Origin of the sequence: Streptomyces sp. NPDC094032, assembly GCF_040303965.1 — a bacterium.
Taxonomy (GTDB): Bacteria; Actinomycetota; Actinomycetes; order Streptomycetales; family Streptomycetaceae; genus Streptomyces.
The window spans coordinates 446,537-465,729 of record NZ_JBEOUE010000001.1; the positions used below are offsets into that span (position 1 = coordinate 446,537).

Annotated in this window: 8 protein-coding genes; 4 read left to right on the forward strand and 4 right to left on the reverse strand. The window is 72.1% G+C overall.

Annotated elements, in window-relative coordinates; translation table 11 throughout:
• Position 1: 1 nt before the first annotated feature.
• Positions 2 to 7,168, reverse strand: a complete 7,167-nt coding sequence (locus ABTZ54_RS01790) for a polymorphic toxin-type HINT domain-containing protein (RefSeq protein ID WP_351655650.1) — start codon at positions 7,166 to 7,168, stop codon at positions 2 to 4.
• Positions 7,169 to 7,653: 485 nt separating this feature from the next.
• Between ABTZ54_RS01790 and ABTZ54_RS01795 the strand changes: the two genes are divergently transcribed.
• Positions 7,654 to 12,609: an FG-GAP-like repeat-containing protein gene (locus ABTZ54_RS01795; protein ID WP_351655653.1), complete on the forward strand. Its 4,956-nt coding sequence runs from the start codon at positions 7,654 to 7,656 to the stop codon at positions 12,607 to 12,609.
• A gap of 107 nt (positions 12,610 to 12,716) precedes the next feature.
• A complete protein-coding gene (locus ABTZ54_RS01800) occupies positions 12,717 to 13,337 on the forward strand; it encodes an L-threonylcarbamoyladenylate synthase (protein ID WP_351655656.1) in 621 nt (206 codons plus the stop codon).
• Between the two features lie 10 nt (positions 13,338 to 13,347).
• Here ABTZ54_RS01800 and ABTZ54_RS01805 read toward each other — a convergent pair whose 3' ends face one another.
• The 3 genes from ABTZ54_RS01805 to ABTZ54_RS01815 form a co-directional block, all read right to left on the reverse strand.
• The gene (locus ABTZ54_RS01805; RefSeq protein WP_351655659.1) at positions 13,348 to 14,274 is read right to left on the reverse strand and encodes a serine/threonine dehydratase; all 927 of its coding nucleotides are present in this window, start codon (positions 14,272 to 14,274) and stop codon (positions 13,348 to 13,350) included.
• 55 nt (positions 14,275 to 14,329) lie between these two features.
• Positions 14,330 to 14,974 carry a TetR/AcrR family transcriptional regulator gene (locus tag ABTZ54_RS01810; RefSeq protein ID WP_351655661.1) on the reverse strand — a complete coding sequence of 215 codons (645 nt, stop codon included), beginning with the start codon at positions 14,972 to 14,974 and terminating at the stop codon, positions 14,330 to 14,332.
• Between the two features lie 86 nt (positions 14,975 to 15,060).
• Positions 15,061 to 16,254 carry an amino acid deaminase/aldolase gene (locus ABTZ54_RS01815; RefSeq protein ID WP_351656405.1) on the reverse strand — a complete coding sequence of 398 codons (1,194 nt, stop codon included), beginning with the start codon at positions 16,252 to 16,254 and terminating at the stop codon, positions 15,061 to 15,063.
• Between the two features lie 255 nt (positions 16,255 to 16,509).
• Here ABTZ54_RS01815 and ABTZ54_RS01820 point away from each other — a divergent pair, with 255 nt between their 5' ends.
• Entirely contained in the window at positions 16,510 to 17,835 is a 1,326-nt protein-coding gene (locus tag ABTZ54_RS01820; RefSeq protein ID WP_351655664.1) for a D-arabinono-1,4-lactone oxidase, read from the forward strand.
• Between the two features lie 12 nt (positions 17,836 to 17,847).
• Positions 17,848 to 19,191 (forward strand): carboxylesterase family protein, encoded by a 1,344-nt coding sequence (locus tag ABTZ54_RS01825; RefSeq protein WP_351655667.1) that lies wholly within the window; start codon positions 17,848 to 17,850, stop codon positions 19,189 to 19,191.
• Positions 19,192 to 19,193 lie beyond the last annotated feature (2 nt).

Below are 19,193 nucleotides of genomic sequence, written 5' to 3' on the forward strand. Positions count from 1 at the left end.
CTCATGGAGCGATCACCGCCAGGAGTGTCTCAAGATCGTCCGTGACCAACTGGCCCGCCCGTTCCTGCCCCTCGATGACCGAGCCCTTCAGCTTCTTGCTCCGCCAGATGAAGCTGATGACCGGATAGTCGGTCGCCGACTCGTACGACTCGTGGTCGTGCTTGGAGCCCTTGGCGGTGCCGGTCTTCACCTGGATCACCGCGTTGCGGGTCACGATGTCGAAGTCGGTGATGTCCTTGCCGTCCTCGCCGACGATCTTGATCTCGACCGCCCTCACGTGACCAGGGTAACGGGCCTCGATTTCATTGACCAGGCGGGGAACTCCGGGGTCCTTGGGCGTACCGATGTAGGTGTGGGCCTCGCTGGCACCCTCGGTCGGGCAGGCGTCGTTGTGAACGAGGACGGGCGCCGCGCCGGCCATCACGTAGTACGTGTGGAGGTCGCCGACCGTGAGGTTGTGGACCCTCTTGCCCTGGGTCCAGCGCTTCACCTCGGTGATCTGGACCCAGGTCCCGGACGAGGTGCGGAGCCACTCGCCGGCCTTGAGGTCCGTGGCCTTCAGCCACCGGTGCAGGGACGGGACCCAGAAGGGGTGGCCGTCGGTCGCGGTGACCTTCTCCTTGGCGTCGCCCTTGGCGCCGTCGGTGTCGATGGTGATCTCGACGAGGTTCTTCTGGCCTTCGCCGATGATCCGGGCGACGACGGGCTTGGACTTCGTGGCGCCCGACTTCTCGTCGGTGGACACGACCTCGTCACCGAGTTCGACCTCTTCGATGGGCTTCGACGTGCCGTCGGCCATCAGGACCTCGGTGCCCGGTACGAAGCTGTTGCACCCGGTCGATCCGCCGGTGTCGGTCTCCTTTCCTCCCGACTTCTTGGGCTCGTCCGCCTTCTTCGCCTCGGTGGCCTTCGACGACTTGCCGTCGCCGTCCGCCTTCTTCGCCTTCTGAGCCGAGGACTTGCCCTGCTTCGCCGCCGTCGCCGCGGCCTCGTCGGCCTTCTTGGCGGCCGCCGCCGCTGCCTCCTGGGCGGCTCTTCGGGCCGCCGCGGCCTCTTCCTCCAGCTTTCTCGCGCGTTCGGCGGCTTCCTCTATCTGGCGTTTCCACTCGGCCAGGTCCTCGGCGTACTTGGCCATGGCCTGCTGGTAACGCTCGACCCTGCGCATGATGTCGCGGGCCAGCGCCAGCTTCGAAGCCCAGCTGTTGAAGGCCTCCCAGGCCCGGTCGAGGGCCTTCAGGATGCGCTTGGCGCGACCCGCGAAGGGCAGTGCCGCGTCGAGGGCGAGACCCGCGCAGGCCCAGCCGTCGCCGCCGAGGCAGGCCTTGATGTCGTTGTAACCCGAGACGTCCTTGAGGATGCCGATGGCGACCTCGAGGGCGACGTCCAAGGCGCTCTTGCCCTGGACCATCTTGGCCCAGGCCTCCTCCGCCGCCGTGAAGTCCATGACGGGCATCACGGGCGGGGCGATGGAGAGGCCGCTCGGATCGGAGTACGTCACCGGCGAATTGTTCGCGTAGGCGTACGGGTTCATCTGCTTGGGCTCGTTGTAGTCGAGCACGGGGTCGACCGACAGGAACCGACCGGTCGCGGGGTCGTACTCGCGCGCGCCCAGGTGGACCAGGCCGGTGGACTCGTCGATGTCGCCGCCGATGAAGCCCTTCTTGCCCGGCCACACGGACGGAGCCGTGCCGCGCACCTCGCCGAACGGGGTGAACTTGCGGCGGGTGATGGCCGACGTCGAGGCGTCCACGGCCGTGGTGGCCGTGCCGTTCTGGTCGCCCATCAGGTACGACGTGGTGATCACGCCGCCCTTGGCCGTCCTGACCATGGTCGGGCCGGCCGGGTGGGCGTAGTAGCGCGTGCCCTCCAGCTTGTCGCCCGCGGTCAGCTTGACCTCGGTGCCCGGCAGGTACAGCGTGGTGCCGGTGCTGTCGCGCTTGATGAGGCGTCTGCCTGCGGCGTCGTAGACGAAGGCCGTCGAGTCCGTGCCCTTGGTGACCTTCGCGAGCCGGCCCGCGAGATCCCACTCCAGGGTCTGGGTGTCGCCCTGGATGTTCCGGGTACGGGTGTTGCCCGCCTCGTCGTACGTGTACGACTCGGTGCGTGATCCTCCGGGGCCGGAGGTGTCGACCTTCTGCAGCTGGTTGGCGCGGGCCTGGCCCGGGGTGCCGTAGGTGTAGAGGCGGGTGACGTCCTTGGTGAGGTCACCGGTGGGGTCGTGCTGGACCTCCTTCGTGCGGTTGCCGGCCGCGTCGAAGCTGTACGAGGACCAGTACGGGTTCGGGCCGCCCACCGACGGGGTGGAACCAGGCCCGGCCGAGCCGGGCTTGGCGGCGCAGTCGTCCGCGCCGGTCCAGGCCTCGTTCATCCGGCGCAGGTAGTCGTACGTGAAGCACTGGACGTCGGTGGGACCGGTGGACCCCTCCTTGTCCGTGATCTTCAGGATGTTGCCGACGTCGTCACGCTCGTACGTCGTGTCGTTGATCCGGCTCGGCGACACCTCACGGTCGTTGACGGACCGCAGGAGCTCGCGGGTCTGCTCGTCGTAGTAGTGCGTCGCGTAGACCTGGGAGCCGGCCGGTCCCGCTTCGGTGCGCAGGACGTCGCCCATGGGCGAGTAGTCGACCTTGCCGACGAACGCCTTCCCTCCGACGCCCATGATCGTGGGCAGCTCGAAGTGGTTGTACGTCAGCGTGCTGATCTCGCTGGGCAGACCGCCCGCCGCAGGCTGCATCGTCCACGCGGTGAGACCGGTGTTCGGCCGGTAGCCCGTGGAGAAGCTGTACGTGCCGGCGAGGGCCCCCTCGGAGGCCGGGATGGTGATCTTCTGACCGGTCGGGCGGTACTCGGTGTCGTAACCGGTGACCTCCTGCTTGTAGGCGTTGCCGCCCACGTACCGCGTGGCGGAGACCGGCAGGCCCACGGCCCCGGGCAACGTGTCGTACGTCATCGACGTCTGCAGGGGACCCGTCACCGAGCCCTCGTGCATGGCGACGATCCGGCCGAGCGCGTCGTACTCGGGCGCGACGGTCTTGCCGCGGGGGTCCGTGAGTGACGCGACACGGTCGCCCTGGCCGTACGCGATGGCCGACGTGCCCTTGTCGGGGTCCGTCTGCTTGACCTGCCGCCCGCGGATGTCGTACTCGAAGGCCCATCGGTCGCCGGCCTGGCTGACGACCGACTCGATCACGCCGCGCCGGTTGTAGGAGTACCGCGTGGTGTCGTACGCCCCGGTCGGCGAGTCCGCCTTGAAGAAGCGCAGCTCCGTCTTGCGGCCCGCGCCGTCGAGGAAGGCCCGCGTCGGGGTCTCGCCCTTCGGCGGGTCGACGGTGATGTTGTCGCCGCCGTAGCTGGTCGTCGTCCGGGAGGTCTCCACGCCGAACTTGCGGGAGATCTGCGCCGTCGTACGGCCCGAGCCGTCGTACGTGGTCACCGTCGAGGACGGGACCTCGTTGTCCTTCGGGCCCCACTGGACGCCGGAGGCAGTGCCCTCGGTGTAGTAGGCGCCGTTGCTCTTCCAGACCTGGCCGAGGCTGTTGTAGAAGGTGTCCGAGATGACCCGGCCACCGCCCAGCGCCTCCATCTGGGTCTGGCGGATGCGCAGGCTCGCGTCGTAGATGTCGTAGCTGGTGCGGTAGCTGCCGTCGTCCAGGAGGGCCTTGTTGGTGATGACCACCGGGCCGTCGGTACGGACGTCGTAGGAGAACTCGCCGTCGGGCGACTTGGTCTGCGGGTCGCGGTCCGGGGACCAGACCTTCAGGAGCCGGCCGAGCGGGTCGTACCGCATGACCTGCTTGCGGTTGTTGGAGTCCGTCTGGACCAGCACCGAACCGCGGCCCTGGTCGGTCTCGGTCGTCTTGGTGTGACCGAGGGCGTTCGTCGTGACGACCTTCGACACGATCTGGCCGGACGCCGGCGTGTACGCCGTCCGCGTGACCTTGCCGAAGACGTCCGTGGTCGCCGTAGGCCGCCCGTACGCGTCGTACTCCGCACTGCCGTCCGTCGTGTACTGCGGCCCCCCGCCCGCGTACCCCGACAGCGACTCCGTCGACTGCACGTTGCCCGCCGCGTCGTACCGCATCCGCACGTCCGACGTCACGTCCTCAGGACGCGCCACGTCCGTCGCGTCGCACGCCTTCGCGACCGACTCCACCCGCTTCTGCCGCGCGATGATCCAGCGCGCCGGGTCCTCGTCGTACTCGTAACGCGTGCAGCTGTCGTCCGACGCGTCGGCGATGTCGCCGCGGTTCGAGACCGACAGGGCGAAGCCGCGGTCGTCGTAGTCGGTGTGCATCGCCGTGCGGCGCCAGCCGCGGCCCTCGGAGAGGAGGATGCGGGAGGCCACGTCACTGGTCTGCTGGACGTACGCCTGCTGCGGCTCGATGTCCTCCTCGGGCACCGCGCCCTTGCGGAGGCGGGTGGCCGTGGGGCCGCGGAGCCACGGGGTGTACGTGGTCGCCGCCTCCAGCGGGCCGCCCTCGCCGTCGTACGCCAGGACCTCGCGGGTCTGGCCGGCGAAGAGGCGGTGGTCCGGGAGCTCGTTGCCCTCGGAGTCCCTGACCTTGACCGAGCGGGTGCCGCCCGTGGGCGTCGCCCGGTCGCCGTCGAGGCCCCGGAAGAACAGCGTCTCCGTCTGCGAGCGCCGGTCCGGCGCCACGCCGATCAGGGTGCGGACCCGCTCGTAGCCACGCCACTGGGACCAGGTGCGGGTCTTGGGCCGCATCATCTCGGTCTCGTCGTCGTAGGCCCACGCCGGGTCGCCGAGGAACTGGTACTCGGTGCGCCGCGTCGGCGAGTTGCCGTTGCGGTCCTCCTCCTGGACCCAGTCCACGACGTGCTTGTGGAACCAGTCGGTGACGTAGAGCTTGCGCTCGCGCTTCGGGTCGTTCGGGTCCGGGATCTCCGTGATCACCGGGTAGCAGCGCTTCGTGTTCGCCTGGGGCGACGAGGGCAGCGACGTGACGGTGCACTGGGTGTCGGCGTAGTGCGCCAGGATCGTCGAACCGGTCTCCGTGTCGATCGCCTCGACGCGGTAGCGCTTGTACGGCGGCTTGCCGTCGCCCGTGCCGTCGACCCGGTTGTCGAGCTGCTTGCCGCGGAACTTCACGGGCGGCAGCGGCAGGTCGGCGCCGTTGCGGCCGGTGTGCCGGATCTCGGACAGCCACAGCGGGTAGTCCGTGCCGTCACCGGTCATCGGGAAGTCCTGGGTGAGCTTCCAGGTGTCGACCGGCTTGCGGTCGGTGCCGTTCCAGACGGTGGTGGTGACCTCGGTGAGGCGCTTGCGGGTGAAGAAGGTCGGGGTGAACCGGCCCTTGCACTCCTCGCCGGAGGCGCACAGCTGGTCGCCGGGGGTGTCCGGCCACTGCTTGGCGGTGTTCCAGTCGACGTCCGGCTTCAGCTTGCCCGGGGCGCAGTCGAAGTCGGCGGTGGCCAGGCAGCGTTCGGCGACCTCGAAGTCCACCTGGGCCGGGGGCTCGGCGAACAGGGCGTCGCTGCGCAGACCGTACGAGATGTGGTCGAGCCAGCCCGAACGGTCGTAGGAGCGGGCGGTCGAGCCGCCGGCGATCTGGTAGTTGGAGCCGTAGTAGTTGGTCTCCTTCTCGTACCAGTACGTCATGGCGTTGCCGCGCGGGTCCACGACGTAGTCGAGGTTCCAGCGGTACGCCTGGTCGCACGCGGCGTTCGCGAAGGTCGCGTTGTAGCAGGGCTCACCGGGGTGGTTGCCGTAGACCGGCACCGTCCAGGCGGAGTTGGTCAGCGGCTTGCCCGCCGTCCAGCCGGGGACCCGGTTGAGGCCGAAGTAGAACTGGATGCCCTGGGGGTTGGTGAACCGCCAGTGGTCGCCCTCCTTGTCCCCGTTCTGCGCGCCCTGGAGCAGCTCGACCCGGGAGCCGTCGTCCTTGGCGGGACGCCACTGCTTGGTGGTGTCGTCGAGGACGAGCTGGGTGGAGCCGCCGTTCAGCGACAGGGTGACCATCGGGGCGCCGTGGCAGAGGTCGCCGGTGTCGTCCTTCGGGTTGTTGTACCCGGAGTTCGGCCGCTTGTCCTGGCTGCACGGCACATAGGACCGCTCGATGAAGTTCGAGGCCAGGTCCCAGCCGTCGCCGACCCAGGAGGTCTGCTGGGCCGAGGCGTTGGTGCGGCCGTCGATGGTCGAGCTGGAGTAGCCGAGCGTCAGCGAGGGGCTGGGGCCGCCGAGCGAGGCGGGGATGTCCAGCGGGTACGACCAGGAGAAGTCACCCGCCGAGCCGCCGGCCTGCCAGGCGCCGCTGGGGTTCAGCGAGGTCGCCTTGTACGTGCCGTTGGCGCCGTCGGCGCCCGCGGTGGCGGACAGCGTGACGGCCCCCGCACCGGCGGTGGCCATCGAGCGGCGGGCACCCGTGGCGCCCGCGGCCGGCTGGGCCGGGGCGTCGAAGGTGGCGACCAGCTTGCCGGTGACCGGGTCGTTGACCGTGGTGACCGGGACGGCGCGCTTGCACTCCGGCTTGTCCGGCGTGGTCAGGGCGCAGGCCGGGAGCGCGGTGAAGCGCAGCCGGGAGCCCCAGCCGCCGCCGTACGCGTTCTTGAAGGCCCGGTAGTCGAGCTCGACGGAGACGGGCGCCGAGGCGCTGCCCGTGTCCGTGCGCTGCACGGAGAGGAGCAGGCTGCCGGCGCGGCCGGCGCGGCGGGCCGCGGCCTGGTCGAGCAGGCCGACCTTCACCTTGACCGGGGTGGTGGTCGCACCGGCGGCGGGCTGCGTGACGGCGCGCGCGGTGCGTCCTGTGGCCGGGGCGGCGGGGGTACGGGGCGGCAGCGCGGCGACGGTCACCGGCAGGCCGCCCGCGCGGACGGCCTTCCCGGGCCTACCGGACTGGCCGGGCCTACCGGGCTGGCCGGGCTTCCCCGTCGTGGCGGCGAGGGCGCCCCGGGTGGCCGGATTCCGCTTCCCGGTGGGCGCGGACTCGGGTGCGGGCAGGGTGATCTCGGCCGAGCCGGCCTTCGGCCAGGCGATGGCCGGCGGATTCTTCCAGCTCTTCCGCTGGGACTCGGCGGGGCCGGGCGCGGGCTTCCCCGTGACCGGTGCGCCACCGACCTTCGTCAGCCGCTGCGTGTCGAGCAGCCGCAGGTCCGAAGGGGCGGCGTTGGCATCGATGGGCGTGAGGCCGGTGGTCAGCAGACTGAGGGCCAACAGCGGTATCGGCCACCGCCAGGCACGCCTGAGAGGCGCACGCCAGGCGTGCGCCTTGGATCTTCTCAAGATTCGAACACTCCATGAGACCAGGATGAGAGTAGCGTGAAAAGTGTCATGATCACGCTTCAGCTGACGGCGCTGAACCTAACAGCGGATCACGTGGGCGTCGAGGCGGCCCCTAGCGGGCGAGTTGAGGGAGCGTCAAGGAGAAAGTCACTGGTCGTCGCCGAGGGAGGGCTCCGGAGAGCGGAATTTGAGCCTCCGTCAATGTTCTTCAATGTTCCCGCAACACGGGCGTGGTCCGGTGGCCCTCCCGACGGGCTCGCCTCACAGATTCGGCCGCCCTGCTGCTACAAATAATCGAACGCCAACGGCCTATCGTCGGGGTGGCCGAAAGCGGCCTTCGGCGAGCGGTCGGACGCACCAGATCTCGGACACCCGCCCCGGCGTGGTGTCCGACCCGACCTCCGAGGAACCTCTCCGTGAGACCCACCCCGACGCGCGCCCGCGTCGACGATCCGCCCCGCCGCGGAACGCCCCGTCGCCGCGGAACGGCCCGTACCGCCGCCGTCACGCTCGCCGCGCTGCTGCTCGGCACCCTGCCCGTCGCCGAGGCCACCGCCGCCACCACGGCGCCCGCCCCCGGCAAGGGCGAGGCCGTCAAGGGCGCCGCCGCGGCCAAGCGCGCCGCGAACGCCGCCGACACCGCCCTGCACGCCAAGGCGAGCGCCGAGGCCAAGCGCACCGGCAAGCCGGTCGAACTCGCCTCCAAGCGCACCGAGACCGACGACGTCTGGGCCAACCCGAACGGGACGTTCACCCAGAACCACGCCCTGACGCCGATCCGCGTCCTGCGCGACGGCAAGCTGGTGGCCGCCGACACGGGGCTGGCCCGGCTGAGCGACGGCCGGATCGCCCCCCGCGCCACCCGCGTCGGGCTCACCTTCTCCGGCGGCGGCAAGACCCCGCTCGTCACCATGCGCAAGGACGGCCGGGACATCTCCCTGACCTGGCCCAAGCCGCTGCCCGCCCCGCGCGTCGAGGGCGACAGCGCCGTCTACCCCGAGGTCCTGCGCGGCGTCGACCTGCGGGTCACCGCCGACGTCACCGGCTTCTCGCACCAGCTGGTCGTCAAGAACCGCGCGGCCGCCGACAACCCGGCCCTCGCCTCCCTCGGCTTCGGCCTCAAGGGCAAGGGCCTGACCCTCCGCAAGGAGGCCGACGGCGAGCTGCGGGCCCTCGACCCCGCAGGCAAGGCACTGTTCACCTCGGCCAAGCCGCAGATGTGGGACTCCGGCGCCGACCGGCCGGCCGCCGAGGCCACCGCCGCGCCCCAGGCCCGTACCGCCGCGCGCACCGCCAAGGCGAAGGCCCCGGTCGCCGACCGGGTCGCCGCCGTCGACGGCATCTCCCTCGGCACCCGCCAGGCCGACCTGGGCGTCGCGCTGAAGGGCGACACCCTCACCCTCACCCCCGACCGGAAGCTGCTCACCGCTCCCGGCACCACCTACCCGGTGGTCATCGACCCCCAGTGGCGCGACGACTGGAAGTCCGCCTGGGCCCTCGCGTACAAGCACAACTCCTTCCCGAACTCGGCGAACACCAACTACTGGAACGGTGGCACGCTCAGCAAGGAAGCCCGCGTCGGCTGCGCCAAGGACGCCGCGAACAACAACAACGTCGTCTGCGCGAAGACCTTCTTCCAGGTCAACCTGGGCGCCCTGTGGGACAAGCAGATCCTGGCCTCCACCTTCCGCATCCAGCAGAAGTACGCCGGTTCCTGGAGCTGCAAGTCCGGTGACGTCCAGATCTGGGACACCGACGGCATCGGCGGCTGGACCACCTGGAACAACCAGCCCGCCTGGAAGCGCATGATCGACTCCTCGGGCCAGTCCTTCGGCGGGCGCAACTGCCCCGGCGACGGCGACACGATCGAGCTCAACGTCACCTCCGCCGTCGCCGACGCGGCCCGCTGGCACTGGCCGGCCTGGACCATGGGCCTCAAGTCCGCCAACGACACCGTCGACGTGTCCTGGCGCAAGATGAACCCGGACAGCGCCCGCATATCCACCGAGTACAACACCGTGCCCGACTCCGTCGGCGAGCGCGGCTCCGACCCCTCGGTGCCCTGCGGCGGCGGCATGATCGGCACCACCGACGAGGTCGTCCTGCGCGCCCGCGTCTCGGACGCCGAGGACGGCTCGATCCGGGCCGAGTTCAACTACTGGAACGACAAGGACTACTGGGGCACCATCAAGCGGCCCGAGGTGTGGGTCGCCAGCGGCAACGTCGCCCAGGTGCGCATCCCCGCCGCCGAGCTCCCCACCGGCACCTACCGGTGGGACGTCCGCGGCCTCGACTACCACGCGGCCGGCCCCTGGGCGGGCCAGTGCGTGTTCAGCATCGACGCCACCCGCCCCGGCCACCCGCCGAAGGTGAGCTCGCCGCAGTTCCCCGAGAACGAGCCGGACAAGACCTCCCAGGCCCGCACCAAGGGCACCTTCACCTTCAACGCCAACGGCGAGTCCGATGTCGTGAAGTACCAGTGGTGGACCGAGTCCGACCCGAAGGTGCGCGAGGTCTCCACGGGCCAGCCGGGCGGTGAGGCGTCGGTGGACTACACCCCGTCCACGACCGGCCCGCAGACCCTGTTCGTGCGCAGCCTCGACGGCGCGAGCAACCGGTCCGACCTCAAGGCGTACCTCTTCTACGCCAAGCGCCAGCCGACCCGCGACAAGCCCGGCGACCTCAACGGCGACGGCACCGTCGACATCTGGAGCGTCGACCCGGGCTCCGGCCAGCTGTGGACGCACCCTGGCAAGGGCGACGGCAGCTTCGACCTGTCCAGGAAGCTGTCCAACCGCGGCCCGTTCGGCGACGCCGTGTCCCTGTCCCACCGGGGCAGCTGGAACACCGACTACTACGAGGACCTGGTCGCCCTGCGCCCGGCCCCCGACGGCACCCGCAAGGACCTGATCGTCTACCCGGGCAACGGTGACGGCGACCTCCAGCCGGTCGACGCCAACCGCATCCCGCTGGCCACCGCGATCCCCGAGAACGACAAGTGGGCCCAGGCCGACCAGGCCCTCGTCATCGGCAGCGTCGACGACGACTCCAAGGACGGCCGGATCGACGCGGCCGACCAGCCGGACCTGCTGGTCAAGGCCGGGGCGGAGCTCTACCTCTACCTCGGCTCCACGGGCGCCTACCTCGACGTGACCGAGGCCGGCTTCCGCCCGCCGATCCTGCTCGGCAACGCCGACTGGCAGCACATGACCCTCATCGCCCCCGGCGACCTCAACGGCGACTCCCTGCCGGAGATCTGGGCCCGCGACAAGGTGACCGGCAAGATCCACCAGTACACCAGCCGCGCCACCACCGACACGTCCTCGCTCACCGTCGCCGACCTCGCGGTGTACGGCGACGCCACGGTCCGCTCCACCGCCATCGCGACCGGCTTCACCACGCCGCAGAACCTCCAGAGCAACGGCGACTTCGAGGGCAACGGCTACGCCGACCTGTGGTCGCGCGACGCCACCGGCGAGATCACCGAGTTCCCGGGCCGCGCCCCCAGCGGCGGCTCCTCCTTCGACGCGGGCCGCAGGCTCGTGCTCGGCGGCACCCCCTGGACCGAGTGCCAGAGCTTCAGCTCGCAGGCGACCGGCACGCACAGCCTGTGCGGCCCGATCCTGGCGAAGTACCTGGCCAAGGGCGGCCCGGGCGGCTACGGCTACCCGACCACCGACGTCCTGGTCGCCGCGGACGGCGAGGGACGGTACGCGGGCATCCGCGCCAACAACGAGGGCGGCGAGAACGCCTCCATCTACTGGCACCCGACCACCGGCGCCTGGATGATCCAGAACGGCATCCGGGACTACTGGAGGTCGCTGGGCGCCGAGCGCAGCTTCCTCGGCTACCCGACCTCCGACGAGTCGACCACCTTCGAGAGCGACGCCTGGGTCACCACCTTCAGCGGCTGGGGCGGCGCCGGCGCCATCTACTGGACGTTCGACTTCGGCGGCCGCTCCATCCACGGCACCATCTACAAGAAGTACCTGGAGCTGGGCGGTCCGTCCGGCTTCGGCTACCCGACCACCGACGAGACCAACGTCGACGACGGCATCGGCCGCTACAACCACTTCCGCCGCCGCGGCGAGACCTCCGACACCCGCTCCATCTACTGGACCACCACCACGGGCCAGGCCTGGGGCGTGTGGGGCAGCATCCGCAACAAGTGGATCGGGATGGGCGCCGGCAAGAGCTGGCTCGGCTACCCGCAGTCCGAGGAGTACGACGTGGCGGGCGGTCCCCGGACCGACTTCCAGAACGGCTACATCCGCCACAACCGCTCCACCGGCGCCACCGACGAGCACCACTGGTCGGACAGGACCGACACGCTGCGCAAGGAGCTCTCGGGCGACTTCGACGGCGACGGCCGCACCGACCTGGCCACGGTCTACGACTACGGCAGCGACGCGATGGCCCTGTACACGCACCCGGCCAAGGCCGACGGCGGCTTCGGCGCCCCCGTGCTCGCGTACAACAGCGGCGCCTGGAACTGGCGGGTCTCGCAGTCCCAGTGGATCGCCGGTGACTTCAACGGCGACGGCCGGGACGACCTGGCCGCGCTCTACGGCTACGGCGACGGCTCCAACGGCATGTTCACCTTCCTGGGCAAGGCCGACGGCACCTTCACCACCCTGCCGCGCAGCGCGAACACGGGCCCCGGCGGCTGGGACGCCACCAAGGGCAAGCTGGTCGCCGGCGACTACAACGGCGACGGCCGCGACGACGTGGTCATGCTGTACGACCACGGCAACTGCGACACCGGCGCGTACACCTTCCTGTCGAAGGCGGACGGCACCTTCAACAACATCTTCGGCAGCTGGCGCTCCGGCGCCGGCAACTGGTGCCAGGGCCAGACCAAGTTCGTCGGCGGCGACTTCAACGGCGACGGCCGGGACGACCTCGTCGGCCTCTACGGCTACAACGACGGCTCGGTCACCGCGTGGACCCTCCCGAGCAAGGCCGACGGCGGCTTCGCCGCGACGACCCCGTCCTGGCACACGAACCCCGGCCAGTGGGAGTGGTGGCGCTCCAAGCTCACCGCCGGCGACTACAACGGCGACGGCCGCGCCGACCTGGCCGTGATGTACGACTACGGCTACGGCAACTCCTCGCTGTTCACCCTGACCGCCAAGGCGGACGGCACGATCAACGAGCCCTTCCGCAGCTGGCAGGCGCCCTCGGGCACCTGGCACGTCCAGGAGGCGTCGTTCCCGGTCTCGGGCGACACCGACCGCGACGGCCGCGAGGACCTCGCGATCATGTACAACGACGGTGTCGGCGGCACCTCGGCCAACACCTTCAAGAGCCGGGCCGACGGCGGCTTCGAGAACCCCCTGAAGAGCTGGCAGGCCACGCCGGGCACCTGGTGACCCCGGCCTGACCCCTCACCCGTCCAGTACGTCGCCCTCCGGGACCCGAGCGGTCCCGGAGGGCGACGTGTTCTTGCCGGAGGCGTGGATTCCCGTAGGGTCGGACGATGGCGAAGTACTTCGACGTTCATCCGCAGACCCCCCAGACCCGCACCATCGGCACCGTGGTCGACAGCCTCAGGTCGGGCGCCCTCATCGCGTACCCCACCGACTCCTGCTTCGCGCTGGGCTGCCGTCTCGGCAACCACGAAGCCGTCGAGCGCATCAAGTCGATCCGGCACCTCGACGACCGGCACCACTTCACCCTGGTGTGCGAGAACTTCGCGCAGCTCGGCCAGTTCGTGCAGGTCGACAACGACGTGTTCCGGGCGATCAAGGCGTCCACCCCCGGCAGCTACACCTTCATCCTCCCGGCCACCCGGGAGGTTCCGCGCCGCCTGATGCACCCCAAGAAGAAGACGGTCGGCGTCCGCATCCCCGACCACACCGTGACCCGCGCCCTGCTCGCCGAGCTCGGCGAGCCCCTGGTCTCCAGCACCCTGCTGCTGCCCGACGAGGCCGAGCCGCTGACCCAGGGCTGGGAGATCAAGGAGCGGCTCGACCACGTGCTCGACGCCGTGGTGGACTCCGGCGACTGCGGCACGGAGCCCACGACGGTCGTCGACTTCTCCAGCGGCGAGGCCGAGATCATCCGGCGCGGGGCGGGCGACCCGTCCCGCTTCGAGTGACGGACGCGGATCAGACCAGGTCGGACGGGTCGGTGTTCGAGCCGCACAGGACGACGCAGACCCGCTCGCCGGGCTCCGGACGGTAGGCCCCGCCGATGGCGGCGTAGGCCGTGGCGGCGGCGTGCTCGACCACGAGCCGCCGCTCGTCCCACAGCGAACGGCGGGCCCGGACGATGTCGGCGTCGGGGACCAGGACCGAGCGGACCTCGTCATGGCGGGCCGCCTCCAGGGCCGCCGCCGAGGCCCTGCGGGCGCCCAGCGAGTCCGCCGCGACCGAGTCGACGGTGACGTCCACGGGCCGGCCGGCCGCCAGGGCCGCGTGCAGCGCGCGGCAGTGCTCCGGCTCGACCGCGACCGTCCGGACGCCGTGGGCCCGGGCGGCGGTGGCGACCCCGGCGAAAAGACCGCCGCCGCCCACCGAGACCACGACCGTGTCCAGACCGGGCAGCCCCCGCTGGATCTCCTCCAGGAGGGTGCCCGCGCCCGCCGCGATCAGCGGATGGTCGTACGCGTGCGAGGCGAGCGCCCCGGTCTCCGCCGCGAACGCGTCGCACGCGGCGAGGGCCTCGGCGTACTCGGTGCCGGCGAGCCGCACCTCGGCGCCGTAGCCGCGCAGCCGGTCGACCTTCACCTTCGGCGCCGTGGTGGGCAGGAAGACCGTCGCGGGCACGCCCTGCCCCCGGGCGGCCCACGCGCAGGCGAGCCCCGCGTTGCCGCCGGAGGCGATCGTGACCCCGGCCGCCGGCAGGGTGCCGGCCTCCCGGTGGGCGAGGAGGAAGTTCAGCGCCCCGCGCGCCTTGAAGGAGCCGGTGTGCTGCATGAGTTCGAGCGCGAACGACACCCCGTCGCCGTCCCCGGGGGCGATCGTGACCGGCCGGACGTGTCCGGCGATCCGGTCGGCGGCGGTCTTGACGTCGGCGTGGCTCAACGTGCGCACGTGCGGCTCCAGAATCGGGTGGTGGTGCGGCCGACTCCGAACACTGCCATACGGGTCAGACGACGGCGGCGGGTTCCGTGACGGGCCTGAGCAGCGTGACCAGGTGGTTCGCGTACAGGTCCAGGGCCGCCGAGGCGGCCTCGTCGTCCCGGTCGATCAGCCAGTTGAGGGTCAGCCCGTCGAGCGCGCTCAGCCCGTACCGGGCCAGGACCGGCAGCGGCAGGGTCCACTCGGCGCCGGAGCGGCGCGCGATGGTCTCCAGCTGCCGCAGGCTGACCTCGGTGTAGTGCCGGTACTGGCCGCGCGCCACGTCGGCGAGGCCCGGCTTGCGCAGCGCGTACTGCGTCAGCTCGTACGTCAGGAGGTGCTCGTCCGGATTCCGGCGCACCCGCTCCCAGTAGGCCCCCAGGGTGCCCCGGACCACCTCGCCGACCGGCGCGTCCCCGAAGACCGGCCCGTCGGGACCGTCCGGCCCGTCCGGCCCGTCCGGCGCGTCGAGGGCGCGCAGCATGATCCGCTCGATGACGCTGTGCAGCAGCTGCTCCTTGGCCCGGAAGCAGTAGTGGAACGCGCCGAGCGGCAGCCCCGCCTCGGCGACCACGGCACGGGTCGTCGCCTTCGCCACGCCGTCCCGGATCATGACCCGGATCGCCGCGTCGATCAGCTGCTCACGGCGCTCGTCGGCCGAGCGGCGGCTCATGGGAACTCCCGGGGGTGAGAGGGGTGTCGGGGCACGCTACCCCGGCCGGGCGGTCCGGGGACGGGCGGGGGAGCGCCCGCCCGGCGTCACAGGAAGGCGTGGCCCTCGCCCCGGTACGTGGGGACCACGTCCACGATGTCGCCCGCCTCCACCAGGTGGAGCCGGTCCACCCGCTCGCACAGCTCGCCCGCCTTCGCGTGGCGGAACCAGACCCGGTCACCGAGCCGCAGCGAGTCGGCCGCGTCGCCGACGAGCGGGGTCTGGACCTCGCCCGCGCCCTCCTGGGCCAGCATCCGTAGTCCGGCGGGCCACACGGGCACCGGCAGCCGGTCGGCGCCCGCCGGGCCCGAGGCGGTCCAGCCGCCGCCGAGGACCGTCACGTGCCGGGGCGCGGGGCGCCGGACCACGTCGAGGGCGAAGTAGGCGGCGGGCAGCGGCCGGAAGGCGCGGTAGTGGTCGAAGAGCGCGGGGGAGTAGAGCCCGGAGCCGGCCCCCAGCTCGGTGATCGCCGGCTCGGCCGAGGTGCCCTCCAGGCTGCCGGTCCCGCCGCCGTTGACGAACTCCAGCGGGGCGACGTCCAGCACGGACCGCACCGCCGCCGCCCGCCGCCTCCGCAGCTCCCGCGCCGACGCCCGCTGCACGAGACGCAGCGCCTGCCGGGTGAGCGCCGAGCCGGGCTGGTCGTCCCCGACACCGGCGATCTGCCCCTCGTACGACATGACGCCGACCAGTCGGAGCCGTGGCCGCGCCACGACGGCACGGGCCAGCTCGGCGGCGGCGCCGGGGCTGTGCAGCGGTGAGCGGCGCATGCCCAGGTGCACCCGGCCGCCGAGCAGCCGCAGCGAGGCGTCCAGGTCGAGGCAGACCCGTACGGCCGGGCCGTCCCCGCCGAGGACGGAGTCGAGCAGGTCGAGGTGCTCCAGCGAGTCGATCATGACGGTGACGCGGGCGGCGGCCCGCTCGTCGGCCGCGAGGGCGCGCAGCGGGGCCGGGTCGGCGCAGGGGTAGCCCACCAGGATGTCGCCCACGGCGTCGTCGGCGGTGCGCGCCAGCCACAGCGCCTCGGGCAGTGTGAAGGCGAGGACGCCGGAGAAGCCCGGCAGCCGCAGCACCCGCTCGATCAGCGGGCGGCAGCGCAGCGACTTGCTGGCCAGCCGGATGGGCTTGCCCCCGGCGCGGCGGGCCATCCCGCCCGCGTTGGCGTGCAGCGCGCCCAGGTCGACCACGGCGAAGGGCGGGCTGAGCTCGGCCGTGGCCCGGCGCAGCTCCTCGAAGGACATCGGCGCGACGGCGGCTCGGACGGCGGTGGTGGTGACCGGCATGGCGTGCTCCCCCTGACTTCGGTGCCGAGGACCCCGAGGGCCCGGGGCGTACGGTCCCGCTGCGGCGGTCCCGCTGGGGCGCCACCTTCTCCCGGTCGCCCGACCAAGTCAATGGTTCAGGACGCTTGACTTGGACAAGTGACCGAGTTCAGTCTTCCGTCGACCGCGACCGGAACGGCGCGGACCGCCGATCCCTGCGAGAGGACCCCGGGCATGACGAACGGTGCGGGCACGTGGAGCAACTGGTCGGGCAGTGAACACGCCAGCCCCGTACGGGTGGTGCGCCCCGCCGACGCCGGTGAGGTGGCGGCCGCCGTGACCGCCGCCGCGCGCGGCGGGAGCCGCGTCAAGGCGGTCGGCGCGGGCCACTCCTTCAGCCCCGTCGCCGTCGCCCCGGACGTCCAGCTGCGCCTGGACCGGCTCGCCGGCCTGGAGTCGGTCGACCGCACGACGGGCCTGGTCACCGTGGGCGCGGGCATGCCGCTGTGGCGCCTCAACCCGCTGCTCGCCGAGCACGGGCTCGCGCTGGAGATCCTCGGCGACATCGACCGGCAGACGATCTCCGGAGCCATCTCGACCGGCACCCACGGCAGCGGCACCCGCTTCGGGGGCATCGCCACCCAGGTCCGGGCCCTGGAGCTGGTCCTCGCCGACGGCACCCTCGTCACCTGCTCGGCGCAGGAGCGGCCGGAGCTCTTCGCCGCCGCCCGTGTCGGCCTTGGCGCCCTCGGCATCCTCACCCGGGTGACCCTCCAGTGCGTCCCGCTCTTCGCGCTGCACGCCCGGGACGAGGCCAGGCCGGTCGAGGAGACCCTGGCCCGCGTCCATGAACTCGCCGACGCCAACGACCACTTCGAGTTCTTCTGGTTCCCGCACAGCACCACCACGCTCACCCGCTCCTTCCGGCGGCTGCCCGGCGACGCCCCGCTGAACCCGATCGGCGACTTCTCCCGGCGCCTCGACGAGACCGTCAGCGGCACCGGCTTCGACCTGCTCAACCGGCTCGGCACCCGCGTCCCGGCGCTGGTCCGGCCGATCGCGCGGTTCGCCGCCCGGGCCATGTCCGCCCGCGAGTGGACCGACCTGTCCTACAAGGTCTTCGCCTCGGTCCGCGACGTCCGCTTCCACGAGGGCGAGTTCGCCATCCCCCGGGAGCACGCCGTGGACGCGCTCCGGGAGATCAAGCGCTGGATCGACCGCGAGGACGAGCGGGTGTCGTTCCCGCTGGAGGTCCGCTTCGCCGCCCCGGACGACATCTGGCTCTCCACCGCGTACGGGCGCGAGAGCTGCTACATCGCCTTCCACCAGTACCACCGCATGCCCCACGAGCGGTACTTCCGCGCCTGCGAGGAGATCCTCGGCTCCTTCGGCGGCCGCCCCCACTGGGGCAAGATGCACCAGCTGGACGCCGCCGCGCTGCGCCCCCGCTACGAGCGCTTCGACGACTTCACGGCCGTACGCGACGAGGTCGACCCCACCGGAGTCTTCGCCAACGCCTACCTGGACCGGGTCCTGGGGCGCGCACCGTCCGCCGGATAGGACACTGGGTGGGTGACGAGGGAAGACACGAACGGGAACACGACGGTTCTGGCGATCCGGCAGGGGAGCCTGCGGGGCACGACGGACGGCGGGGTGACCGCCTTCCGGGGCGTCCCCTTCGCCGCCCCGCCGGTGGGGCGGATGCGCTTCCGCCCGCCGGCCGCGCACCCCGGCTGGCCCGGGGTGCGCGACGCCACGCGGCCCGGGCCCTCCGTGCCCCAGGGGCCCGGGCGGCTCGCGCCGGTCATGGGCGCGCGGATCCCGGACGGGGACGAGGACGGCTGCCTCACCCTCAACGTCTGGACCCCGGCTCCCGGCGGACGGCCGCCGCGCCCGGTGCTGCTCTGGTTCCACGGCGGCGGCTTCGCCAGCGGCTCCGGCGGCTGGGACTGGTACGACGGGTCCCGCCTGGCCGCCGCCGGGGACATCGTCGTCGTCACCGCCAACTACCGGATCGGGCCGCTGGGTTACCTCCACCTCCCGGAGGCGGGCGCGGACAACCTCGGCGCCCGCGACCAGGCCGCCGCGCTGCACTGGGTACGGGACACCATCGGCGCCTTCGGCGGCGACCCGGACCGGATCACCGTCGGCGGCCAGTCCGCCGGCGCGTACTCCGCCCTCGCCCTCGCGGCCGACCCGGCGACCGGACCGCTGATCCACCGGCTCATCCTGCAGAGCGGCCCCTGGAGCCTGCCCCCGCAGCCTCCCGAGGACGCCGCCCGCGCGGCCGGCCGCTTCCTCGCCCTGCTCGGGATCGAGCGCGACGAGCACCTCGCCAAGTCCCTGCGGGACGTACCGGTGGGAGACCTCCTCGACACCTACGGGCGGGTCGCCGCCGAACTCGCCAGACCGGGCGACGCCGCCCCGCCGATGTACCCCGTCCTCGGCGGCTCCGGATACCCGGCCGGCCTGCCGGAGGCCGTCTCCGCCGGGGCGCTCGCCGGCAAGGGGGTCCTGGTCGGGAGCACCACGCACGAGGCCACCGCCTTCCTCGGGCCCGACGCCCCGGCCGAACTGGTCGAGGCCGTCACCCGGGCGGCGTTCGGCGAGGGCGTCGACACCCTCGCGCGGGAGTGCGCCGCCCACGGCACCCCGGCCCACGTCTACCGCTTCGGCCGCGCCTCGACCGCCGTGCCGGGACTCGGCGCGCCGCACTGCTCCGACCTCCCGTTCGCCTTCGACCGCCTCGACGCGTACGCGACGGCGCCGATGCTCGGCCCGGTCGACGACCGGGACCGGGCGCTGGCCCGCGCGTTCAGCGGGGCGCTGGCCGCCTTCACCGCCACCGGCGACCCGGGCTGGCCCGCCCACCGGCCCGGTGTGGAGCCGTACGTGCACCGGATCGGCGGGCACTGAGT